The 22,582-nt window shown below is 70.7% G+C and carries 16 protein-coding genes; 7 read left to right on the top strand and 9 right to left on the bottom strand.

Annotation, left to right across the window (positions count from 1 at the left end):
- Positions 1-29: 29 nt before the first annotated feature.
- The 3 genes from MQP27_RS48020 to MQP27_RS48030 form a co-directional block, all read right to left on the bottom strand.
- Positions 30-881, bottom strand: a complete 852-nt coding sequence (locus MQP27_RS48020) for an IS5 family transposase (protein WP_242778272.1) — start codon at positions 879-881, stop codon at positions 30-32.
- A 270-nt stretch (positions 882-1,151) separates the two neighbouring features.
- Positions 1,152-2,942, bottom strand: coding sequence for a 3-oxosteroid 1-dehydrogenase (gene kstD, locus MQP27_RS48025; protein ID WP_242777915.1), 1,791 nt, complete (start codon positions 2,940-2,942; stop codon positions 1,152-1,154).
- Between the two features lie 135 nt (positions 2,943-3,077).
- A complete protein-coding gene (locus tag MQP27_RS48030; RefSeq protein ID WP_242778275.1) occupies positions 3,078-3,602 on the bottom strand; it encodes a DUF6817 domain-containing protein in 525 nt (174 codons plus the stop codon).
- 217 nt (positions 3,603-3,819) lie between these two features.
- Here MQP27_RS48030 and MQP27_RS48035 point away from each other — a divergent pair, with 217 nt between their 5' ends.
- The gene (locus MQP27_RS48035) at positions 3,820-4,725 is read left to right on the top strand and encodes a LysR family transcriptional regulator (protein ID WP_242777918.1); all 906 of its coding nucleotides are present in this window, start codon (positions 3,820-3,822) and stop codon (positions 4,723-4,725) included.
- On the opposite strand, the gene MQP27_RS48040 is transcribed toward MQP27_RS48035, so the two are convergent.
- Positions 4,652-5,134 (bottom strand): ATP-binding protein, encoded by a 483-nt coding sequence (locus MQP27_RS48040; RefSeq protein ID WP_242777921.1) that lies wholly within the window; start codon positions 5,132-5,134, stop codon positions 4,652-4,654. The two genes, MQP27_RS48035 and MQP27_RS48040, sit on opposite strands and share 74 nt — an antisense overlap.
- A gap of 116 nt (positions 5,135-5,250) precedes the next feature.
- Here MQP27_RS48040 and MQP27_RS48045 point away from each other — a divergent pair, with 116 nt between their 5' ends.
- Together MQP27_RS48045 and MQP27_RS48050 are read left to right on the top strand one after the other, a co-directional pair.
- Positions 5,251-6,105, top strand: coding sequence for a helix-turn-helix domain-containing protein (locus MQP27_RS48045; RefSeq protein WP_242777924.1), 855 nt, complete (start codon positions 5,251-5,253; stop codon positions 6,103-6,105).
- Positions 6,102-6,296, top strand: a complete 195-nt coding sequence (locus MQP27_RS48050; protein ID WP_242777927.1) for a DUF397 domain-containing protein — start codon at positions 6,102-6,104, stop codon at positions 6,294-6,296. The genes MQP27_RS48045 and MQP27_RS48050 overlap by 4 nt, the downstream gene beginning before the upstream one ends.
- On the opposite strand, the gene MQP27_RS48055 is transcribed toward MQP27_RS48050, so the two are convergent.
- Together MQP27_RS48055 and MQP27_RS48060 are read right to left on the bottom strand one after the other, a co-directional pair.
- The gene (locus MQP27_RS48055; RefSeq protein ID WP_242777930.1) at positions 6,267-9,806 is read right to left on the bottom strand and encodes a HEAT repeat domain-containing protein; all 3,540 of its coding nucleotides are present in this window, start codon (positions 9,804-9,806) and stop codon (positions 6,267-6,269) included. The two genes, MQP27_RS48050 and MQP27_RS48055, sit on opposite strands and share 30 nt — an antisense overlap.
- A gap of 39 nt (positions 9,807-9,845) precedes the next feature.
- Positions 9,846-11,240: an FG-GAP and VCBS repeat-containing protein gene (locus MQP27_RS48060; protein WP_242777933.1), complete on the bottom strand. Its 1,395-nt coding sequence runs from the start codon at positions 11,238-11,240 to the stop codon at positions 9,846-9,848.
- A 113-nt stretch (positions 11,241-11,353) separates the two neighbouring features.
- On the opposite strand from MQP27_RS48060, the gene MQP27_RS48065 reads away from it, so the two are divergent.
- The 4 genes from MQP27_RS48065 to MQP27_RS48080 all read left to right on the top strand — a co-directional run bounded on the left by MQP27_RS48065 (position 11,354) and on the right by MQP27_RS48080 (position 15,786).
- On the top strand, positions 11,354-12,949 hold the full coding sequence (locus MQP27_RS48065; RefSeq protein ID WP_242777936.1) for a peptide-N4-asparagine amidase: 1,596 nt from the start codon (positions 11,354-11,356) through the stop codon (positions 12,947-12,949).
- Positions 12,943-14,070 carry an NAD(P)/FAD-dependent oxidoreductase gene (locus tag MQP27_RS48070; RefSeq protein ID WP_242777939.1) on the top strand — a complete coding sequence of 376 codons (1,128 nt, stop codon included), beginning with the start codon at positions 12,943-12,945 and terminating at the stop codon, positions 14,068-14,070. Before MQP27_RS48065 ends, MQP27_RS48070 begins: the two co-directional genes overlap by 7 nt.
- The gene (locus MQP27_RS48075) at positions 14,067-14,855 is read left to right on the top strand and encodes a PIG-L deacetylase family protein (RefSeq protein ID WP_242777942.1); all 789 of its coding nucleotides are present in this window, start codon (positions 14,067-14,069) and stop codon (positions 14,853-14,855) included. The genes MQP27_RS48070 and MQP27_RS48075 overlap by 4 nt, the downstream gene beginning before the upstream one ends.
- A 94-nt stretch (positions 14,856-14,949) precedes the next feature.
- Complete coding sequence (locus MQP27_RS48080; RefSeq protein WP_242777945.1) at positions 14,950-15,786, top strand: YceI family protein; 837 nt, start codon at positions 14,950-14,952, stop codon at positions 15,784-15,786.
- Positions 15,787-15,876: 90 nt separating this feature from the next.
- Here the strand turns inward: MQP27_RS48080 and MQP27_RS48085 are convergent, their stop codons facing one another.
- The 3 genes from MQP27_RS48085 to MQP27_RS48095 all read right to left on the bottom strand — a co-directional run bounded on the left by MQP27_RS48085 (position 15,877) and on the right by MQP27_RS48095 (position 22,375).
- Positions 15,877-18,189: an MFS transporter gene (locus MQP27_RS48085; protein ID WP_372511475.1), complete on the bottom strand. Its 2,313-nt coding sequence runs from the start codon at positions 18,187-18,189 to the stop codon at positions 15,877-15,879.
- A gap of 149 nt (positions 18,190-18,338) precedes the next feature.
- On the bottom strand, positions 18,339-20,255 hold the full coding sequence (locus MQP27_RS48090; protein ID WP_242777948.1) for an AMP-dependent synthetase/ligase: 1,917 nt from the start codon (positions 20,253-20,255) through the stop codon (positions 18,339-18,341).
- A gap of 185 nt (positions 20,256-20,440) precedes the next feature.
- Positions 20,441-22,375 carry an AMP-dependent synthetase/ligase gene (locus MQP27_RS48095; RefSeq protein ID WP_242777951.1) on the bottom strand — a complete coding sequence of 645 codons (1,935 nt, stop codon included), beginning with the start codon at positions 22,373-22,375 and terminating at the stop codon, positions 20,441-20,443.
- Positions 22,376-22,582 lie beyond the last annotated feature (207 nt).

The following is a 22,582-nucleotide window of genomic DNA, read 5'->3' on the forward strand; positions in this document are numbered from 1 at the left end:
CCGGGGCCTAGACCGCCCTTGGGCTCGGATCAGAATGAGGTCTTGAGTCGTCGCCAGCAGATGATGGCGCGGCCGAGGGTCATGAAGGCTTGGTGGATGTCGTCGCGGCGTTCCCAGCGGATGCGCAGGCGGCGTAACCAGTGCAGCAGTGCGATCGCGCCCTCGACGACCCAGCGGTGTATGCCCAGGCCGGAGCCGTGTTCGGTGCCGCGGCGGGCGACGTACGGGGTGATCTGGAACCGGCGGACCCTGTCGCGGTAGACGTCGTGGTCGTAGCCGCGGTCGGCGTAGATGCGCCGGGGACGGTGCAACGGGCGGCCGCGCTTGCCCCGGATCGGCGGGACGGCTTGGATCAGCGGGATCAGCTGGGTGACGTCGTTGCGGTTGCCGCCGGTCAGGGTCACGGCCAGTGGGATGCCGTGCGCCTCGACGATCAGGTGATGCTTGCTGCCGGTCTTTCCCCGGTCCACCGGGGACGGGCCGGTGGCCGGCCCGCCCCTCATCGCGCGCAGATGGGAGGAGTCGACGGCGGCGCGGGAGAAGTCGAGCATGTCAGCCGCCCGCAGTTCGGCCGGCAGCAGCTCGTGCAGCTGCTGCCAGACTCCCGCCTCGTTCCAGTCCCGCAGCCGCCGCCAGCAGGTCATTCCCGAGCCGAAGCTCAGCTCCTGAGGCAGGAACCGCCACGGGATCCCGGTGTAGAGCACGAACAGGATCCCGCACAGCACCCTGCGATCATCCAGGCGCTTACGCCCCGGATGCCGGTACCTGCGTTCGACCACGGGCAGCAGCGGCTCGATCCGCTCCCACAGCCCGTCCTCGACCTCCCACGGCTTGTGCGCACTCTTCGTCTCGGCTGCCTCGCACCCCCATCCCGGCAGCATCAACGAGAACTGACACGCCGTCATTCCCGCCCCGGCTACCAACTCACTTCATTACCAGTCCTAAGCGCTCCGCTGGCTGTGCCGATCAGCGGCTCCGCCGCGGGGCGGCGACAGGTGGTGGGTCGGCTGCGGCGCCGTCGTGGCTGGTCGCTCCCCCACGCTCGGCTGCGCTCGCGCGGGGGGACCCCCATCGCGGCGGAGCCGCATATCGATACAGCCCCGCGCCCCTTGGCGGCGCTGCCCAACCGCAGCCGACTTCCCCAGGACCGCTCAGAGCACTCCCGCGATGTCCAGCGCCGCGATGTAGCCGAACGTCATCGCCGGGCCGATCGTCGAGCCCGCGCCCGCGTAGCTGTGGCCCATCACCGCCGAGCTGGCGTTCCCGGCGGCGTACAGACCGGGGATCACCGTGCCGTCGGGCCGCAGTACCCGGGCCCGCGCGTCCGTGACCATGCCGCCCTTCGTGCCGAGGTCGCCGGGGACGATGCGGAAGGCGTAGTACGGGGGCAGCCAGAGGGGGGCGAGGCAGGAGTTGGGGAGGACGGAGGGGTCCGTGTAGTAGTGGTCGTAGGCGCTGTCGCCGCGGTGGAAGTCGGTGTCCGTGCCCGTCAGGGCAAGGGAGTTGAAGCGGTTGACCGTGGCGCGCAGGGCGGCGGACGGGACGCCGACCGCCGTGGCCAGCGCGTCGAGGGTCCAGGCCTTGTACGCGGCGCCGGACGTGTACCAGTCGTCGGGGAGTACGAAGGTCGGGGCGACGTCCTTGAAGAGGTACCGGTTGCGGTAGTTCTGGTCGACGATCAGCCAGGCCGGGATGTCGGGGGCGGTGGGGTTGCGCTCGTACATGGTGTGGACGACGTCGCTGTAGGGCGCGGCCTCGTTGACGAAGCGGGCGCCGGCCTGGTTGATGAGGAGGCCGCCGGGGAGGGTGCGTTCGGCGAGGCAGAAGTACGGCTGGTCGGGGAGCGGGATGGCCGGCCCCCACCAGGCGTCCTCCATCAGCCCGAGCGCGGCACCCGCGGCCTGCCCCGCCCGGATGCCGTCACCCGTGTTCTCCTTCGCGCCAACCGTCCAGTCCGTCCCTATGGGCTGCTGCTGGTACTGGGCCCGCATGGCCGCGTTGTGCTCGAAGCCGCCCGAGCCGACGACGACGGCCCGGCGGGCGCGGACCAGGCCGGAGGCGCCGTCGCGCGTGACGACCGCCCCCGTCACCTTGCCGCTCTCGACGTACAGATCGGTGAGCGGAGTGTTGAGCCACACCGGAACACCCGCGTCCAGCAGCCCCTTCCGCAGCCCCGCGGCCAGCGACTGCCCCATGGTCAGCGGCGTCTGCCCCAGCGCCGCCGCCTTGGTGCCGCGCGCCAGGCACTCGGCGGCGACGGCGGCGCCCTTGACGCTCACCGCGGCGAGGGCGAGCCACTTGTAGTCGGCGCTGAAGACGACCATGCCGGTCGGGACCTGCATGTACGGCGGGTTGAGGTGCGCGAGTTCGGCGCCCAGGAGCTTGCCGTCGAGCTGGTCGGGTTCGATGGAGCGGCCGTTCGGGAGACCGCCGGTGAGCTCGGGGTAGTAGTCGCTGTAGCCCTCCATCCAACGGAAGCGGAGGGGGCTGTTCGCCATGACGAAGGAGATCATGGCGGGGCCGTGGGCGAGGAAGGCCTGCTGCCGGGCGGCGGGGACGTCCGAGCCGACGACGGCGGCGAGGTAGGCGGCCGCCTTGGCCGGGGTGTCCGGGACACCGGCGGCCAGGATCACCGGGTTGTTGGGGATCCAGATCCCGGCGCCGGAACGGGCCGCGGACCCGCCGAAGGTCGGCGCCTTTTCGAGTACGACGGTGGTGAGCCCCTGCTTGGCCGCGGTGAGGGCCGCGGTCATCCCGGCCGCGCCGGACCCGATGACGACGACGTCGTACGTGCCCAGGAGGGGAAGGTCGGCGGCGGCCGCCCCGCGGGTCCCGGCCGCGAGGGCGAGGCCGGTGGCAGCAGTGGTGCCGAGCACTTGGCGTCGGCTGGGACGTCCGCCGGGAAGGAGGGTGGGTCTCGCGGGTTCCGCGCTCGTGGCCATGGCAGGTCGCTCCAACCGTACGAGGGATGGGGTGAGTTGCTCAGGTGCGGAGGTGCGGAGGTGCGGAGAGGTGCGGAGTTGTGTGCAATTTCTGATGGTGCGGGGAGGGGAATGTGGCGCGGGGGTCTTGGGAAGTCAAGAGCCTTGCCGTCGGGCCGATCCCAGGACGGCGAGGCAGTCCCGCCAGGCGGCCTCGCTCAGCAGCGGCTGGAAACGGGTGAACAGGGCGAGGAGCTCGGGCCCCCACTGGGTACGGAAGTCCCGGTTGCGGTAGGCGAGATCGAGCTCGTTGGCGGCCGTGAGCTCGGCGAAGTCCTGGCGGAGGTGGGTGGGCGGGGTGAGGGCGTGGCCCGTGAAGCGGTCACGGAAGTAGCCGCCCGGCGTCGCGAAGTCGGGGTAGCTGGCCCGGCGGTCGCAGCTGGCGTAGAAGTACACGATCTCCTCGGCCTCGGGGCCGATGACGGCGGCGAGTTCGGCGCGCCGGTCCAGGGAGAGCAGAGCGGCCGGGAAGCCGTCGGTGCCGTACGCGGCGTGGGTCAGGCCCGCGAGTTGCAGCGCGGGCCGGGCACCCCAGCCAGCGAGGCGGGCGCGCACCCGGTCGAGGTGCGCGAGCAGCGTCCCGCCGGGGTGCGACTGCTGACCGGCGCCTAAGTCCCGCATGAGGGCTGTGGCTTGGTGGGTGACAGGTGTCCGCTGCACGGCGGCTTCCCTTCGACGTCTGGGTCGGCACCCGCTCCTGCCCCCGCCCGCTCCGGATCCGGAAGGGGGTGGGGAGCGGGTTGCCGCCCGTTGGGCCCTGTGACGATCGTCGTACGCACGCATCAGCAGAGTCAATCCTTGGGATTTATGCCGAGCTCCAAGTGCTAGCTTGGATGTCATGACCCTCGATGACCTGCGTGTTTTCGTCGCGGTGTGCCGGGCCGGGAGCCTCAGCGCGGTCGCCCGGGACCTGGGTTGTACACAGTCCGCGGTGAGCCAGCACGTGAAGCGCCTGGAGCGCGAGACGGGCGTCGCGCTGCTGGAGCGCCAGGCGCGCGGAGTCGTACCCACGCAGGCGGGCCGCGTCCTGGAGGCGGCCGCGGCCGAGGGCATCTCCGGACTCGACCTCGCCGTAAGGCAGTTGCGGGACCTCGTGGAGGGCGAGAGCGGGCACGTCCGGGTGGCGACGGGCGCGACGACCGTACGGCACTTCATGTCGGACGCGGTGGTGACCTTCCGGCACCGCCATCCGAACGTCAACCTAGAGTTCCGCACGGTCAGTTCGGGCCGCGGCAGCTTCGACGCACTGGCGGACGGGGCGCTGGACCTGGCATGGATCACGCTGGGCCCGCCCGTCCGTGGCATCGAGCAGCGCCCGGTGGTGGAGTTGCCGTGGGTACTGGCGGTCCGCGCCGACGACCCCCTGGCCGACCGCGCGTCCGTGAACGCCGCCGAGCTGACCGACGTACGCCTGATACGGCTGCCCCCGAACTCCGCGTCCGCCGCCCATCTGGACGCCGCCTGCGCGGAGTTGGGAGTGGACTTCGGGTACGACACGAGCGTCGCCGACTGGGACACGGCGCTGTTGCTGGCGGAGCTGGGGGTGGGGCGGGCGGTGGTGCCGGCCTTGCCGGGACTCGCGGTACCAGGCGAAGGGGCGCTGCGGCTGATCCCCGTACCCCGCCTCCGTCCTCTCCCTGTCGGTTGGGCGGTACGGCGTTGGGACGCGCTCAGTCCGCCGGCGCGGGCGTTCGCGGACACGGTGGTGGAGAGTCGGCGGAGGAAGTCGACGCGGGCTGTTTGAGGCCGAGTTCGGCCCAGACCGTCTTGCCGACGGGACGGTCGGTGACGCCCCAGGTGGCGGCGAGGAGGGTCACGAGGATGAGCCCTCGGCCGCGCTCGCCGTCGGGCTCCGTGACGAAACGGAGTGGGCGGTCGCCGCGCGGATCACTGACCTCGATACGGAGAGTGTTCTCGGGGAGCAGCAGGAGCCGCAGCTCGAAGTCCCGGCCGGGGACGCGGCCGTGGGTGACGGCGTTGGCGGCGAGCTCGGCGACGAGGTGCTGGGCGGTGTCGTTCGCGTCGGTGTCATGGGGATAGCCCCATTCCGTGAGCTGGGCGGCGGTGAGTCGGCGGGCGAGCCGGGCGCCGCGGGGAGTGGCGCTCAGACGCTGGGTCAGTTCGTCGGTGGGGGTGGAGATTTCGGCGTTCACGTGACTGAGCGTGGTGGGTTGTCTCTACTCTGACCAGGAGTGAATCGGCGACTCTCGGTAGCTGTACGGGTGCGAAGGGTTCGGTGTCGGATTGTCGGGTGGGAGGGGTGAGGTGCGTGGGTGAGCGGAGGCCGGAGACGCCTGCGGAGGCCGAGGGGACGACAGCGCTGTTCGTCGCGCTCGGCAAGATGCTCAAGTTCCTGCGCGAGCGGAAGGGGCTCACGCAGAAGGAGTTCGGGAAGCTGGTGGGGTACGGGCCCGACGCGATCTCGGCGATGGAGCGCGGGGTGCGGATCATTCGGCCGGAGGTGCTGACGCAGGCCGACGAACTGCTGGATGCCGGGGGGCTGTTGCTGGAGGTGATCCCGGACGTCGAGGAGGCGATGACGAGGACTCGGACGCGGCATCCGGAGTGGTATCGGGACTATGCGGGGTTGGAGGCGGAGGCGGTTGAGCTGCACTTTTACGCTAACAGCGGCGTCCCTGGCCTGTTGCAGACTGCGGACCACGCCCTGGCCGTCTTCGTGAAACGCCGGCCGTTCCTCGACCAGGAGACGATCGAGAGGCGAGTGGCGGACAGGCTCTCCCGTCAGCAGGTCTTCGATCGTGACCCGGCTCCGATCGTGAGCTACGTCCTCGAAGAGGTCCTGCTGGACCGGCCCATCGGGGGACGGCGTGTGCACGCGGACCAGCTTCGGCGCATGCTGCAGGTCGGGCAGATGCAGAACGTCGAGATCCAGGTGATGCCGACCAAGGTGGAGGAACACCCCAACCCGGGAAGTGCGTTCAACCTGCTGACTCCCAGGGGACGCGGACAGGTGGCGTACACCGAGGCCCAGGGGTACCCCCGGCTGATCACCGATCTGGAAGAGGTCCGGAAGATCGCGGACCGCTATGGGATCATGCGGGCGATGGCACTCTCCCCCTCGGAGACACGGAAGTTGATCGAGCAGAAGCTGGAGGAGCTATGAACACCGAGCAGCTCACCTGGTTCAAGTCCAGCTACAGCGACGGCGAGGGCGGCGAATGCCTCGAAGTCGCCGTCACCCCAACCACCATCCACCTCCGCGACTCCAAGCAGCCCACCGGCCCCGCGCTCGGCGTCTCCCCTCTCGCCTGGTCGGCGTTCCTGTCAGGGGAGTTGGTCGGCGAGGGGCGCTAGCGCCTCGGCTGCTGCCAGGGCGCGGGCGGCCTCCGCACGTACGCCTTCGTCTTCGTCCGCCCCGGCCCGTTCCCGCAACAGCGGCAGCGTCCGAGGGTGGGCGGGCCAGCCGAAGGCGAGTGACTGAAGCGCGGCGACGCGCGGCTCGGGATCAGGGTCGGCGACGGCCCGATCTCTCATGAACTCGACTGTGTCCTCGTCCGTCTCGCAGACGGCACGCCAGCGCAGCGCGTCGGCCCGGACTCGGGGCACGGGGTCGGTGGCAGCCCGGTCCCGGATCAGCTGTAGCGTCACGGCGTCGTCGCTCCGGTTTGTCGCCAGCAGAGCGAGTGCCAATTGCCGAACGCCTCCGTCCGCATCCTCGGACACACGCTCGCGGATCGCGGCCCAAGTATCCTCGTGGCTCCGGTAGTGCCTGGTCGCGTACAGCGCCGTCTCCCGGACATACACCGAGGGGTCGTTCCGGAGCCGGTCCAACACCGACTCCCACGTTCCGGCCTCATGGCCTTTGTGCTTGCACAGTTCACCCAGGGCGGAGGCACGGACGCTCTGATGCGCGTCCTCGACCAGGCGTTCACGAACCAGCTCCCACGTCTCCGCCTCGTCAGCCCGCAGTCGTACCAACCCGGTGAGCGCTGAGTCCCGGCCCTCACCATCAGGGTCCTCAATCACCCGATCACGAAGGAATTCCCAGGTGCCGGCCTCGGATCCGGCCGACTGCCACAGCACCACGTAAGCCGCTGAACGGGCGAACTCGTCGGGGTCGGCGACGGCTCGCCGACGGGCCAGTTCCCATGTGTCGGGCTCGTCTGCCCGTAGGTCGTGCAGGGCATAGAGGGCATCCGTCCGGACCGCCGGATCCTCGTCGTCGACGGCGCGAGCACGGACGAACTCCCAGTCTCTCAGCGCTTCGGCGACAAATAACAAGGCCGTCCGACGCACGTCCTCATCAGGGTCCTCGATCGCCCGATCACGCATCAGCGCCGGAACGCGCTCGTCGTCGACCAGATCAGCGAGACTTCGGACGACCTCTTCGCGCAGGCTTGCGACAGTGACGTCAGTGGCGTCCGCGGCGTCAGTGGCCAGACAGAACAGCAGTGCCAGGACTTCAGGGTCGTCACTGCGGTACTTGGTCAGTTGATCCACCGCCGCAACGCGCTCGCTCAAACGGCCTTCGGAGGAGGCCACTTGGACGAACTGGTCCCACAGGCCATCGGCCTCGGGGTCATCCCGAAGGGACAGTGCGTAGCCTCGAACTCTCAGCGACGGATCAAACAGGGAGCGGTCCAGGATCAGGTCGCCGACGCCGGGCCTGTCAATACCTTGTTCGACCAGAAGCTCAAGGGCCGTTCTCCTGACCTCTTCGCTCGGATCTTCAACCGCTCGGGCCCGAAGCAGCTCGTGTACGTCCTCATCGGCACCCCAGCGCTCCGCCAACATCTCCAGCAGCCTCACACGGGTGTACTCGGTACTCCCATGTGCGGCTACACGCCGAGGCAACTCCGAGTCCTGGTACATGCCGGCGATGATCTGCGCGGACCGCGACGCGTGCCAGTCGAACTGACCTCGCAAGTGGAACCAGCGCAGGAGCCGGGATCTTCCACTCCAGTGGGGTGGAAACGTCGTCAGAGCGCCCCAGCCTCCCTCCGTCACGGCGAAAACGACATACCTGTCCATCGTCTTCTCCAGGAAGGCGATGATCCCGTCCACGACATTTCGGCTCTGTGGCGCGAGAGCACCGATCCTGCGCACCTCTGCCAGAGCCCGCACGCTCAGCAACAACAGCTCCGCGTCCCACGTCCGTTCAGTCCGTCGCCAGTGCATGTCCAGCAGCCGATCGATCGCCGCGGCCGCCTCCGGTTCCCCCAACTGGCCCACCAGCAGCAACAGCACCTCATGCCAGGCCGGATCCTCCGCATGCCGCCCGAAGACCTGCTCGATCAGTTCGTCCGGAGTCCACTCCCGATAGCGCGTGTACCGGCGGTCGATGTCCTCCGCGGCCAGGTACTCCAGGAAGGCCCGGTGCACGAAGCCGTACACGCCGCCCCCGTAGTGGCTCAGGATGAAGTTCCGCTCCCGGAACTGCCGCACCATCGTCCGCGCCGCCGACACCGCCTGCGCGACGGGCAGTTCGTACTGCTCGCACAGGTACCGCTTGAACGTCGTCAGCAGGACGTCCTGGTGGATGTGGTTGCCCGCGATGCCGCCCTCGCCGTCCTGCATCTGCCGCGCGACGAGACGCAGGAGTTCGTGCCGGTCCTCGTCGCCCAGGTAGGACAGCGCCTCGGCGTCGGTGGGAGCGCGCAGGTGCTTCGCGTGCTCGTCCCAGTGGGCGATCAGTACGGCTACGGCGTGACGGTAGACGCCCTGCCGGTCCCGGGGCAGCTCCCGGCGGCGGCCGATGATGGCCAGGATGGTCAACAGGAGCGGGTTTCCGGCGAGTTCGGCGACCGGGCGGGAGGACGAGACGGCGTCCGTCAGCCTGCGGCACAGCCGTGCGGCCCGCTCCTCGTCGTGCGGATAGGCGCTGGTGTACCACTGGCGGGCGAACTGCCCTATCCGCTCCCGGTCCAGATCCTGGATCATGTGGTGCGCGAAGTCGGCGCGCTCCAGTACTCCACGCCGATAGCCGATGACGCGCGAGGTCACGATCACGCGCACCCCCGCCGCACTGTGGCGGCCGGCGAAATCGGCGATGCGATGGCTGACCTGTTCCCTGGCGGCCGGGTCGAAGAGTTCGTCCAGACCGTCGAAGACGACCACGGCACGGCCCTCGGCGAGCAGGCGTTCCGTCACCGGAGAAGGCGGTGCCATTCCCTTCGTGTCGTGCAGATGCTTCAGGAAGTCCTCGAAGGTCTGCTCCCGCCACTCCCCCGCCGCGTACTCACGGAGCTCCACGACGAGGGGCAGTCGGCCGGCCAGCGCTTCCAGCGGATCCCCGGACGGGACCTCCCGCGTGAGGGTGAGCGAGAGGTGACGGGCGAGGGTCGACTTGCCCGCGCCGGGGTCGCCGAGGAGGACGAGGCGATCCTGGTCCGGGTCGGCGAGCACCTCCAGGACGCCCCGCGCCGGACGTTCCGCGTACGCCTCCCGGGCACGGTCCAGCGTCTCCCGCTCCAGCCCCGGCGGCAGACTCGACGGCCACTCCCCGGCGTCCACGAGCCGCTGCCGGATGTCCCGCGGCAGCTCCACCGGCGGCGGATCCGCCCGTACCGTCGGCGCCACGAACACCTCGTCCAGGCCGACCGGCGGGTGCTCCCCCTCCTCCGTGGGGATCAGCACCTCCAGGTCCAGCCGGCCGTACGTCTCGCGGATCCGGGTGGCATAGCGCCGTAGCGCCTCGGTGATTTCCTCCGGGGTCAACTCGTCGGCGGGCGGCTGCTGTTGGACGTACTGATTGTGGATGTACGTCGCCGTGCTGTGGTCGCCGGTCGCCGCCGCCCCCACGTTCCCGCCCGCCCCGACCGACCGCTCCCCGCCCGCCGTGACCTCGTTCGCGCCCCGTTCCATGGGCAAAACCGTAGCGGGCGGGGCGTGTTGGTTCGGGGGCTACTGCGGGAACGGCACTCCCATGTTCACGTCCTGCGCCCCGGACGCCGTGATGCCCGACTTCGTGCCCGGGAGCAGGAGGCTCGTGGTGTCCAAGCCGCTGTTGGATCCCACCAGCAGGTCCTTGTCGCCGTCGCGGTCGATGTCGCGCAGGCGGACCAGGAGGCCGAGCATCTCTCCCTCGGTCGGGGCGCCGGGGACGCCGGCCGTGCCGCGGCTGAACCACTGGGAGTTCTTGCCGGTGAGGCCGGACTTGCCGCCCCGCAGGACATGGACGCCGCCCGCGGTCTTCACCGAGCCGATCTTCTCCTCGGGAGCGCTGACGGCGAGGTCCGGGTAGCCGTCGCCGTTGGTGTCGCCCGCGGAGAGGTCGTAGCCGAAGGAGTCGTGCTTCGTGGCGGCCGTGGCCACGCCCGAAGTCGACTGCGTGATGCGGTACTTGGTGGTCGGACCGGTGCTGCCGCCGCGCCAGACGACGACCGAGCCCGCGCCGCCGTTGTACGCGGTGTCGCTGACCGCGAGTTCGCCGTAGCCGTCCTTGTCGAAGTCCGCGACGACACCGGTCGGGTCGTAGTCGGGCGACGAGGCGTCGAGGACGGTGGCCTTGCCGGACTTGATCGTGGAGCCGCCGCGCAGGAACCAGGCGTCCTGGGTCATCTTGTCGTTGTGGTAGCCCTGGCCGAGGACGTAGAGGTCGGTCGCCTTGTCCTTGGTGACCTTGCCCGCGACCAGGCCGGTGAATTCGAGGACGTAGTCGCTGTTCACGGCCGGGGAGTGCTTGGTGACCTTGCCCGTCGTACCGGACTTGGCGAAGCCGCCGCGGTAGATGTAGACGGTGTGGATGCCGTTGGCGACCGCCAGGTCGGCTTTGCCGTCGCCGTCGAAGTCGCCGGTCTCGATCTCGCTGCCGAATGCTTGGTACTTGGCGGAGGTCACCTTGAGGCGGACGGCGTCGGTGCCGGAGAGGCCGGTCTTCGAGCCCCAGAGGATGGTCACCGCACCCGAGTCCGCCTTGCCGCCGACCTTCTCGGTGCGGTCGGCGACGGCGAGGTCGGCGTAGCCGTCACGGTTGAGGTCGGCGGTGGCGAGGTCCTCGCCGAACCCGTCGCTGTAACCACCCGCGTCACCGGGTGTTCCCGGTATGCCCGCGGTGGCCTGCGTGAACGTCTTGACGGTGGTGCCGGGTCCGGTGGCCGTCCCGTAGGTCACGGTGACGGAACCTCCGCCGAGTTCGGAGGCGACGAAGTCACGGTAGCCGTCCCCGTTGAAGTCGTCGGCGTACTTCGCCGGAGTCGCCGCGCTCGCGGTGCTCACGGAGAGGGTGAGCGCGCCGCCGGTCAGGCACACGGCCGTAGCCGAGGCGAGCACCAGGTGAAGGGAGGTGCGGGTGAACATCTCGTGCGTCTCCTGCGGTGATCACTATGTGGTAGCAAGGAGACTCTCCGCGTCGGGTAATGGTTGTGCCAAGTACGCTTGCGTATTTGTTCACCGCAGGACATCACTGAGACATGACTAGACCTCTGACGCGTGTGAGACGGACGGTCACCGTCCTGGCCGCCGCCCTCACCTCTCTCGGCCTGGCCCTGGGTCCCGCATCGGCACAGACCGTTCCGCCCGTCTTCGGCACCGATTACCACGACCCCGTCACCGCCGCCCCGCCCATCTCCACCCCCCACACCAAGTCCTGCTCGGTGACCGTCGCCGAGGCGCAGTTCAAGGACTTCACGCCGTACACGGGGACGTACACGCCGCCGACGGGGTGCGGGGCGCCCGGCCGTTGGTCGAAGGTCGTGCTGCGGATGGACGGGAACGTGAAGGGGCGGCAGTACGACCGCCTCGGGTATCTGGACATCGGCGGCGTGCAGGTCTTCCGGACCTCCACCCCGGAGCCCTCGCAGGACGGGATCGACTGGTCCGTCGAGAAGGACGTCACGCAGTACGCGAAGACGCTGAGCAGCACGCAGTCCGTGGACATGCTCATAGGCAACGTTGTCAACGACACCTACACCGGCGTGCTGAACGTCAAGGTGACGCTCACCTTCTACGCGCCCCAGCACGGCCGCACCGCCGACATCCCCGACCAGGTCATCCCGCTCAGCGACGGCGACAGCGTCACCACCGCCGCCTCCCTCACCACGCCCCGCAACTCCGAGCGCATCCTCGCCGAGGTGTACGCGACCGGATCGGGCGGCGGGTGCGAGGAGTTCTGGTACACGGCGGTCACCTCGTCGGCGTCGTACTCCTGCAAGGGCGGGGACGACGGCCCGTACCGGGAAGTGGAGGTGAAGATCGACGGGAAGGTGGCCGGGATCGCGTCGCCATATCCGAATGTGTGGACCGGTGGCTGGTCGCCGTATCTGTGGTCGGTGATTCCGTCCCCCACCGCCTTCGACGTACGGCCGCTGCGGTTCGATCTCACGCCGTTCGCCGGCGAGTTGAACGACGGCAAGGCGCACACGGTGGACGTGTCCGTGCTGGGCGTGCCGGCCGGGCAGACCGGGTGGAGCGCGCCGACGAACATCCTCGTGTGGCAGGACGCGCACCGGGCGGTCGTCACGGGGGCGGTGACGTCGTACGAGAGCGCGGAGCCCGCCGTGAGCAACAGCTACCAGGACGGCGACCTGCGCACGCTCACCACCACCGGCAGCGACCGCCTCTCCGTCTCCGGGTATGTCAACACCTCCCACGGGCGGGTGACGACCACCGTCGAACGGGCCCTCACCACCTCCATCGGCCATCAGTGGACACCCGATGAGAACACCGATGACCTGAAGGGCAGTTGGACCGACGACCAGAAGGTCACCGTCAACGGCCGTGCCACCCGCACCGACCGCACCTACACTCTCGACGGACGCGCCACCATCGACGCCGCCAACCGGCTGCGGGTCGTCATGGCCATCGGGGACCACGCGCGGCTCGACGGAGTGCGGATGGACGACACGTACAACGGGGACGCGACCTTCACGCTGGGTGTGGCCCGGGAGGACCGGCAGGCGGTGGCGACCACGGGTGAGCGGTACCGGCTGCGGGGCGACGGGGTCTGTTACGACCATTCACTCGCGACCGAGCAGGGGGTGCTGACCTTGGACGTACGGCGATGCTGAGCGGGCGTCACTCGTCGGGGTCCTTACGGGTGGCCGTCGTCGGCGTGGGTGTTCTCGGGGCCTGCGTGGGGTGGAACCTGGCGCGGCACGGAGCCGACGTGGTCCTCGTCGACGCGGGGCAGCCGGGCGAAGGGGTCACCAACTGGTCCTTCTCGTGGGTCAACGCGAGCAACAAGACCCGGCTCAGGTCCTACTTCGACCTCAACGTCGCGGGCATGGCGGCGTACCGCGAGCTCGCGGAGGCCGTCGGCCCGGGCTCGTGGTGGCATCCCACCGGCCATCTGCGCTGGGCCGGCGATCCCACGACGGAGGCGAGGTTCCTCGAAACGGCCGAACTGCTGGCCGCCTGGGGCTACCGGGTCGAGGTGCGCACGGGAGCCGAGGTACGCCGTGACCTCGAACCCGCTCTCGCGGTGCCCGACAGCGCTTCGGTGCTGTTCTATCCCGACGAGGCGTGGGTGCACGGACGGCAGCTCGTCGGCCGTCTGGTCGAGCGAGCCGTCGAGTCCGGTGCCGAAGGGCGGTTCGGTACGGCGGTGCGCGACATCGGCATCGGCGGCGACGGGGGCGTCCGGACGGTGACCCTGGCGGACGGAAGCCGTCTCGACGTCGACGCGGTCGTGAACGCGGCGGGGCCCGGGGCCTCCCGGGTCGCCGGGCTCGTCGCACGGCAGCTGCCGATGCGCCGGGAGCCCGGAGTGGTCGCCCGGATCGGCTGTGCCGAGGTCCCGGTCCACCGGGCCATGCACGCGCCGCACGTCGAGATCCGCCCGGACGGAGACGGGTCTGTGGTGCTCCACAGCCGTGAGATCGACGCGCTCATCGACACGGGGGTGGAGACGGCGGAGCTCGCGCGGCTGCTCCACGAGTCGGCACGGCGGGTGGTTCCGGACCTCGGCGAGTGCCGCATCACCCAGGCCCGGGTGGCCGAACGGCCCATCCCGGCCGACGGGTTCCCCTCGGTGGGGGCCGTGCCCTCCGTGCCGGGCTATTACGAGGCCGTCTCCCACAGCGGCATCACGCTCGGGCCGGTGCTCGGCTGGCTGCTCGCCTCGGAGATCCTCACGGGGAGGAGGGACGAAACGCTCGCGGACTTCCGCCCGGAGCGGTTCGGACCGTGACAGCGGGGAGCGTGGGGCGGCAGGTCCGCCTCCCCCGCCTCCTCGGAGTCTTCGCTCACCCCGACGACGAGTCCCTGATCGCGGGCGGTCTGCTCGCCCGGCACGCCGAGTCGGGGGCGCGGACCGCGGTCGTCACGGCGACCTGGGCCGAAGGCACCGCGCGCGCCGCGGAGTTGGCGGAGGCGCTGCGGGTTCTCGGGGCCGGGGAGCCGCGGCTGCTGGGGTACGCCGACGCGCGTGTGCCGGAGTCGGCGCCGGGTGCGGCCCGTCTCCTGGACGCGCCGCTCGACGAGGCCGTGGGGCAACTGGTCGCCCGTATACGGGAGTTCCGGCCCGAGGTCGTCGTCACGCATGACGCTTACGGCAATCTCAGCGGCCATCCCGACCATGTGCACACCCACCGGGTGACCGTGCTCGCCGTACAGGCGGCGGGATGGGGGCGGCTGTACCCGGAGGCCGGGGACGCGTGGGAGCCGGGCGCCCTGTATCTCGCCACGCATCCCGACTCCGCCGCGCGGGCGTTGGGGAGCGCGCTGTCGCGGCCGGGCCGGGCGATGTTCAGTGTGCCGGACGCGTGGGTCGACGTGACCCTGGATGTCGGGCCGTGGGTGGAGCGGAAGGTCGATGCCGTCATGGCGCATCGCAGCGAGGTGGCGCGGGGAGCGCTGCCGGGACGGCTCGCGGCGCTGCCGCCGGGCGAACGGGCCCGGCTGCTGTCCACCGAGTGGTACGTCCGTCAGGGGGGCGCGGCGCCCGCGGAGGCCGGTTTCGGGCTGGGCGGCTGAGGCGTAGGCTGGGGCGTAGGCTGGTTGTACGAAACCGTATCGTTCACCTTGGCGGTGGCGTTTCCGGTGCTCGGCACGTCGAGAGGCAGCGACCATGACCACCACCCGAGCGGGCGGGCTGCGGGCCCGGCTCCGGACCAAGGACGGCTGGGCGGTCCCGCACGCCGTGCTGACCGTCACCGACATGGCGGGCCGGCAGACGCTGCGCCAGGAGGCCTCGCCGGAGGGCGTGGTGGCGACCGACGCCCTGGCGCCGGGGACGTACACCGTGATCGTCACCGCCGTCGGCTACGCCCCCGTCGCCTCCACTGCCATCGTGAGCGCCTCCGGCGGCGCCGACCTCGGCTCGCTCGTGCTGGCCCGCGCCGGTGGCGTGGAGCTGCCGCCGCCCGGGCCGTGGACGATCGACCCGGCGCACTCCACGGTGAGCGCGGTCGCCCAGCACCTCGGACTGACCAGCGTGCACGGCCGGTTCAAGGAGTTCGGCGGGCGGGTCGAGGTCGCGGAGAATCCTCTGGCGTCGAGCGTGGAGGCGGTCATCGAGGCGTCCTCCATCGACACCGGCCACGCCATGCGCGACGGACATCTGCGCTCCGCGGACTTCCTCGACGTGGACGTCCACCCGAAGATCACCTTCCGCAGCACGGGCATCAGCCCGGCCGGCGAGGCCCGCTGGACCGTGCACGGCGAGCTCGTGCTGCACGGCGTGGCCCGGCCCGTCGATCTGGACCTCTCCTACCTGGGCACCGGCCCCGACCCGTGGGGCGGCGTGCGGGCGTCCTTCCGCGCCACCACCGAACTGCGGCGCGAGGACTTCGCCATGAACTACAACCAGGTCGTCCAGGCGGGCATCGCGGCCATCGGCGCCACCCTGCGCGTGGAGCTCGACATCCAGGCCGTGCGGGGGGAGCAACTGCCGCCCGTCGCCTGACGGTTCGCGACGCGCATACGGCAGCGTCCGCCGCCCGGGAGGATCCGGGTGGCGGACGCTGCCGCATGGGGTCTCGCGGGGTTGCCGCTGTTACTGCTCCTTGTGGCCCAGCAGGATGTCGACGCCGTCCCGGCCACCGTCCAGCGTGACCTGGGTGGCCACCGGCGGGTAGCCGCTGGCGATCACCGTGTACTGCTCGCTGGAGAGGTCCGTGAAGGCGTAGCTGCCGTCGACGCTCGTGGTGCGCGTCCCCACGACATTGCCGGCGGCGTCGATCAGCGTGACCCGGGCATCGTCCAGCGCCCGCCCGTCCGGGGCGTGCACCGTGCCCCGCAGCGTCGCCGCGACGGACAGCCGGATGTCGCAGCGGGCGGTCTCGGTCGTCACGGTGACCGGCACGGCGGCCGGGCGGTGACCGGGCGCGCTCACGCTGACCGTGTGCTCGCCGGGCAGCAGCTCGTCGATCCGGTAGCCGCCGTCCATCGCGGTGGTGGTGGAGGCGGTCACGTCACCGCGCTCGTCGGTGGCCACCACCAGCGCACCGGGCAGCACCTCGCCGTCGCCGCCGCGCACCGTCCCGGCCAGGCCGCCCGGGCTGGGCAGGATCACCAGGTCGTGGGAGACGGGCGCGCCGTTCAGGGTCAGCGTCACGACCTGTGGCTGGTGACCGGGCGCCGAGCCGATGAGGACCAGGCTGCCGCGCTCGGCGGTGTCCACGGCGTAGGAGCCGTCCTCGCCGGAGAGGGCGCGGGCCAGCTGGCGGCCCGAGGTGTCCAGCAGGGTGATCGCGGTTCGGGGCACGGGGGAGCCCGTACCGTCGCGCACCTGTCCGCGCAGCACGGCCGTAGCAGCGGCGGCCGGGAGGGCGGCCGTGGCGGCGGCCTTCGGCCCGGTCGGCTCGCCCGCCCGGGTCGGGTCGTCCGCCCCCGCCGGCGCACCCGCGCTCCTCTTCGCGCGGAAGAGCAGCGCCGTGACGATCACGGCGAAGGCGAAGAAGCCGGCCGACCACCAGTACGCGACCTCGTAGCTGTGCAGCGCCGCGTTCGCCTTGACCAGCGGGTCGGAGAGGTGGTCCTTCGCGTAGTTGGTGGCGGCGGTCGCGGCCAGGGTGTTGAGCAGCGCCGTACTGATCGAACCGCCCACCTGCTGGGTGGTGTTGACGGCCGCCGAGGCCACGCCCTGGTCGCTCGCCTGCACGCCCAGGGTGGCGTAGCTCATCGCCGCGGGCATCGACATGCCGAGCCCGGCGCCGAGCAGCAGCAGCGGACCCAGCACATGGGCCGCGTAACCGCTGTGCAGGTCGAGGCGGGTCAGCCAGATCATGCCGCCCACCGCGAGCAGCATGCCGGTGGGTACGACGATCTTGGGGCCGATCCTCGGCACCAGCACGTTGGTGGACAGCTGCGCCAGGACCATCAGCGCGGCCACCATCGGCAGGAAGGCCACACCGTTCTTGACCGGCGAGTAGCCCAGCGTCCCCTGGAGGTAGTAGGTCAGGAAGAGGAAGACGCCGAACATACCGGCGGACGAGATGAGGATGGTCGACAGGGCGGCGGCGCGGTCGCGGTCGGCCAGGACGCGCAGCGGCAGCACCGGGTGCTTCGCGCGGGTCTGCCAGAGGAAGAACGCCACCAGGAACACGGCGCCCGCGGCCAGGAAGCCCCAGGTCATCCAGTTGTCCCAGTCGTGCGTCTCCGCGTTGGCGAAGCCGTAGACGATGCCGAACAGGCCGCCGGAGACCAGGACGACTCCGAGGATGTCCAGCTTCGGCCGCTCGGCCGGGAGGGAGCGGCCGAGGAAGACGAGCGCGCCGATCAGGGCGGGAACCGCGATGACGTCGTTGACGTACAGCGTCCAGCGCCAGTCCAGGTACTCGGTGAGCAGACCGCCGAGGACCAGGCCGACGGCCGCGCCGGATCCGGCGATGGCGCCGAATATGCCGAACGCCCTGGCACGTTCCTTGGGTTCGGTGAAGGTCGTCGTCAGCAGTGAGAGGGCCGCCGGTGCGAGCAGGGCGCCGAACAGGCCCTGCACCGCGCGCGCGACGACCAGCATGGTGAAGCCGTTCGCGGCGCCACCGAGCGCGGAGGCAGCGGCGAAGCCGACGACGCCGACGATGAACGTCGTCTTGCGGCCGAAGAGGTCGGCGAGCCGGCCGCCGAGCAGCAGCAGACTGCCGAAGGCCAGGGAGTAGGCGGTGACGATCCACTGCCGGCCGTTGTTGTCGAAGCCCAGGTCCTGCTGTGCGGACGGCAGCGCGATGTTCACGATCGTGGCGTCGAGGACGACCATGAGCTGGGCGAGGCCGATCACGGCCAGCGCCCACCAGCGGTGCTTCGACGGGGCTTGCGTGTGGCCGGGCGGCCCGGCCTGGGCGGTGGTGGCGGCCGGGATGACTTCCACGATGGTGCTCCCCTCATGGGGCTTGGAGTGCCCGGACCCGTATCAGTCCGAAACCGTTTCGTACCGCTAACCTAGACACCCAAGGCAGCGAAACGCAAACGTTTCGATGTGTTGTCGCCCGGAACCACCAAAGCTTCACAAGCGGCGGCTCACCGCTCGTACAGACCCTCGACCTCCGCGGAGAAGTCCCGCAGCACCGCTTCCCGCCGCAGCTTCATCGACGGGGTCAGGTGGCCCTCGGCCTCGGTGAGGTCGCGGGGCAGGATCGCGAAGCGGCGGATCGACTCCGGCCGTGACACCAGCTTGTTCGCCTCGTCCACGGCGCGTTGCAGCACCGCCCTCAAGTCGTCGTCGTCCACCAGGAGTTCGGCCGGGACGGGGTGCCTGCCGTTCATCCGGCGCCAGTGGGTGACGCCGTCCAGGTCGAGGGTGAGGAGGGCCGCGATGAAGGGGCGGCGGTCGCCGACGACCATGACCTGGGAGATGAGCGGGTGCTGGCGGAGCCAGTTCTCCAGCGGCGCCGGCGCCATGTTCTTGCCGCCCGCCGTGATCAGGATCTCCTTCTTGCGGCCGGTGATGGTCAGATAGCCCTCGTCGTCCAGGCGGCCGATGTCGCCCGTGGGGAACCAGCCGTCCGCCGAGGACGGGATCACCCCGCCGCCGTGCGGGTCCCAGTAGCCGCGGAAGACCTGCCCGCCGCTGAGCAGGATCTCCCCGTCGGCCGCGATCCGGACCCTGGTGCCGGGCAGCGGCCAGCCGACCGTGTCCAGACGGGACTTGAGGGGCGGGGTGACGGTGGCGGCGGCGGTGGACTCGGTCAGGCCGTAACCCTCGTATATCTCCATGCCCGCCCCCGCGTAGAAGGCCGCCAGGCGGCGGCCGAGGGGGGAGCCGCCGCTGATGATGTGGCGGATCCTGCCGCCCATCGCGTTGCGGATACGGCGGTAGACCAGGGGGTCGTAGAAGGTGCGGGCCGCCTTCAGGGCCGCGCTCGGGCCGGAGCCGGTGCCCGCGTGCCGGGCCTCCGTCGCCTCGGCCCAGCGGACGGCGGTCTTGGCGGCACGGTCGAAGACGGACACCCGGCCGCCGTCCTCCGCCTTGGCCCGGGCGTTGTTGTACACCTTCTCCAGCATGTACGGGATGACCAGCAGGAACGTCGGCCGGAAGGCGGCCAGGTCCGCCAGCAGGTCCTCCGCCTGGAGGCTCGGCGCGTGCCCGAGGCGGACCCGGGCGCGGACGCAGGCGATCGCCACCATGCGGCCGAAGACGTGGGACATGGGCAGGAAGAGCAGGGTGGAGGGGTCGTCCGCCTTCGACTTGAAGATCGGGTAGAGGAGCTCGATCGCGTTGTCGACCTCGGCCAGGAAGTTGCCGTGGGTGAGGACACAGCCCTTGGGGCGGCCGGTGGTCCCCGAGGTGTAGATGATCGTGGCGAGCGTGTCCGGCACGAGCATGCCGCGCCGCACCTCGACCTCCTGGTCGGGCACGTTCTGCCCGAGTTCGGCGAGCCGGTCCAGGTGCCCCTTCTCGACGATCCACATGTGCCGCAGGTCGGGCAGATGGCTCAACTCCGGCCCCAGCGCGGCCGCCTGGGCCGCCGTCTCCGTCACCAGCGCCACCGCGCCGGAGTCCTGGAGGATCCAGCGGGTCTGATAGACGGAGGAGGTGGGGTAGATGGGGACGGTGACCAGGCCCGCGGCCCACGCGGCGAAGTCGAGGAGCGTCCACTCGTAGATCGTGCGGGCCATGACGGCGATACGGTCGCCGGCGACCAGGCCCTCCGAGATCAGCCCCTTGGCGAGGGCCCGGACCTGTGCGGCGAACTCCGCCGCCGAGACGTCCGTCCAGTCTCCGTCCTCGGTACGGCGGCTGAGCACGCGTGCGTCCGGTGCGGCGTCCGCGTTGTCGAACGGCAGGTCGGCCAGCGAGCCGTGGGTGGCCGGCGGGACGAGCGGCGGGACCGAGACCTCGCGCACTTCGCCGTCCAGCCGCCGGATCTCGGGCTCCACCAGCTGGGGGACGCCGTCGTAGTCGGACGCGGACGGATAGGGCACGGACACGGACATGGCAGCTCCTGGGACGCGCGTGCAGCTCGGTTCCGCTCTGCTGTACAGATACGTGCAGTTCGTACCGAGACGTTCACCGGCGGTGGGGCGGCTGGGGGTTACCGCGGGTTAGACCGGGAATCGTACGGCCAGTGAGTGGGGAGTTGGTGCTGTTTCGGGGATGGTCCGGTGGTTTGTCTGCGGGTTCACTGTGAGCCGTACAGCCGCTCGATGTGCGCCCCGAACTCCTCCGCGATCGCCTCCCGCCTCAACTTCATCGACGGCGTCAAGTGGCCCGCCTCCTCGGTGAAGTCCACCGGGAGGACCGTGAAGCGGCGGATCGACTCCGGTCTCGACACCAGCTTGTTCGCCTCGTCCACCGCTCGTTGCAGGACCTGCCTCAACTCCTCGTCGTCGAGGAGGAGTTCCGCGGGGACAGGGTGCTTGCCGTTCATCCGGCGCCAGTGGCTCACGCCCTCCATGTCCAGGGTGATGAGGGCGCCGATGTAGGGGCGGCCGTCGCCGACCACCATGACCTGGGAGATCAGGGGATGCGCGCGCAGCCAGTTCTCCAGCGGGGCGGGCGCCACGCTCTTGCCGCCCGCGGTGATCAGCATCTCCTTCTTGCGGCCGGTGATGTAGAGGTAGCCCTCCTCGTCCAGCCGGCCGATGTCACCGGTGGCGAGCCAGCCGTCGACGGTCGCCGGGACCACCCCGCCCGCGTTCGGCTCCCAGTAGCCGCGCAGGACGTGGTCGCCGGCCAGCAGGATCTCGCCGTCGGCCGCGATGCGGACCTTCGTGCCGGGCAGCGGCCAGCCGACCGTGCCCAGACGGGGTTTGAGCGGCGGGGTGACCGTCGCCGCGCCGGTCGTCTCCGTGAGGCCGTAACCCTCGTAGATCTCGATGCCCGCGCCCGCGTAGAAGGCGGAGAGGCCGCGGCCGAGCGGGGAGCCGCCGCAGATCATGTAACGGACCCTGCCGCCCATGGCGTTGCGGATACGGCGGTACACCAGGGGGTCGTAGAACCTGCGGGCCGCCTTCAGGGCCGCGCTCGGGCCGGACCCCGTGCCCGCGTGCCGGGCCTCCCGCGCCTCGCCGTACCGGCGCGCCACGCCCGCCGCGCGATCGAAAGCCGTCACCCGGCCGCCGGCCTCGGCCTTGGCGCGGGCCACGTTGTAGATCTTCTCCAGCATGTACGGGATGGCGATCAGGCAGGTCGGCCTGAAGCTGGCCAGGTCGGGGAGGAGTTCGTCCGACTTCAGGCTCGGGGCGTGGCCCAGGCGGACGCGGGCGCGGACGCAGGCGACGGCGACCATGCGGCCGAAGATGTGCGACATGGGCAGGAAGTGCAGGATCGACGCCTCCTCGCTGTGCCGCGCGCGGAAGACGGGGTAGAGGAGCTCGATCGCGTTGTCGACCTCGGCCAGGAAGTTGCCGTGCGTGATCGCGCAGCCCTTGGGGCGGCCGGTGGTGCCGGAGGTGTAGACGACGGTGGCGAGGGTGTCGGGTCCCAGCATTCCCCGTCGTACGGCGACCTCCTGGTCCGGCACGTGCTCGCCGCGCTCGGCCAGGCGCTCGACGTGGGCCTTCTCGATGACCCAGAGGTGGCGCAGGTCGGGGAGGCGGTTGAGCTCCGGGCCGAGGGCCGCGGCCTGGGCCGCCGTCTCCGTCACCAGCGCCACCGCGCCGGAGTCCTGGAGGATCCAGCGGGTCTGGAAGAGGGAGGAGGTCGGGTAGATCGGGACCACGACCAGGCCCGCGGCCCATGCGGCGAAGTCCAGGACCGTCCACTCGTAGACGGTCCGTGCCATGACGGCGATCCGGTCGCCCGGCACCAGCCCCTCGGCGATCAGCCCCTTCGCCACGCCCAGCACCTCGACGGCGAAACCGGCCGCCGTCACGTCCGCCCACCGGCCCGACTCGTCGCGCCTCCTGAGGACCTTGCTCTCGGGCGCGATGCGAACGTTGTCGAAGGGCAGGTCCGCGAGCGAGCCGTGTGTCAGCGGCGGGACGAAGGGCGGCACGGAGACCTCGCGGACCTCCCCGTCCAGCCGCCGGATCTCGGGCTCCACGAGGACCGGGGTGCCGTCGTACGTCGTGGCGTGGACCGCGGGAGTGGCGGAGCGGTGCGAGATGGACACGGGCGACTCCAGAGGTTCAACGGAGTTGCCCTGCGGGGGAGTTGCCGCAGGTCAGGAGATGGCGATCGTACGGCTCCGGCGTGATGACAAGGTGAGGGTTCGGGGGTCGTCCGGCGGTGGGGATGCGTCGGGGATGTGCAGTGTGGGGGCTTTTCTGGCCGAAAGCGCCCTACCGGCCGGTATGGTGAACATTTTTCAACTCCCGCC

The organism is Streptomyces cylindrosporus, assembly GCF_022698165.1.
Classification (GTDB): domain Bacteria; phylum Actinomycetota; class Actinomycetes; order Streptomycetales; family Streptomycetaceae; genus Streptomyces; species Streptomyces cylindrosporus.

Excerpts from the sequence above, each read along its gene's own strand:
- MQP27_RS48020 (WP_242778272.1), bottom strand. The coding sequence starts at position 881 with ATGCTGCCGGGATGGGGGTGCGAGGCAGCCGAGACGAAGAGTGCGCAC.
- kstD (WP_242777915.1), bottom strand. The coding sequence starts at position 2,942 with ATGGCCACGAGCGCGGAACCCGCGAGACCCACCCTCCTTCCCGGCGGA.
- MQP27_RS48030 (WP_242778275.1), bottom strand. The coding sequence starts at position 3,602 with ATGCGGGACTTAGGCGCCGGTCAGCAGTCGCACCCCGGCGGGACGCTG.
- MQP27_RS48035 (WP_242777918.1), top strand. The coding sequence starts at position 3,820 with ATGACCCTCGATGACCTGCGTGTTTTCGTCGCGGTGTGCCGGGCCGGG.
- MQP27_RS48050 (WP_242777927.1), top strand. The coding sequence starts at position 6,102 with ATGAACACCGAGCAGCTCACCTGGTTCAAGTCCAGCTACAGCGACGGC.
- MQP27_RS48055 (WP_242777930.1), bottom strand. The coding sequence starts at position 9,806 with ATGGAACGGGGCGCGAACGAGGTCACGGCGGGCGGGGAGCGGTCGGTC.
- MQP27_RS48060 (WP_242777933.1), bottom strand. The coding sequence starts at position 11,240 with ATGTTCACCCGCACCTCCCTTCACCTGGTGCTCGCCTCGGCTACGGCC.
- MQP27_RS48065 (WP_242777936.1), top strand. The coding sequence starts at position 11,354 with ATGACTAGACCTCTGACGCGTGTGAGACGGACGGTCACCGTCCTGGCC.
- MQP27_RS48070 (WP_242777939.1), top strand. The coding sequence starts at position 12,943 with ATGCTGAGCGGGCGTCACTCGTCGGGGTCCTTACGGGTGGCCGTCGTC.
- MQP27_RS48080 (WP_242777945.1), top strand. The coding sequence starts at position 14,950 with ATGACCACCACCCGAGCGGGCGGGCTGCGGGCCCGGCTCCGGACCAAG.
- MQP27_RS48090 (WP_242777948.1), bottom strand. The coding sequence starts at position 20,255 with ATGTCCGTGTCCGTGCCCTATCCGTCCGCGTCCGACTACGACGGCGTC.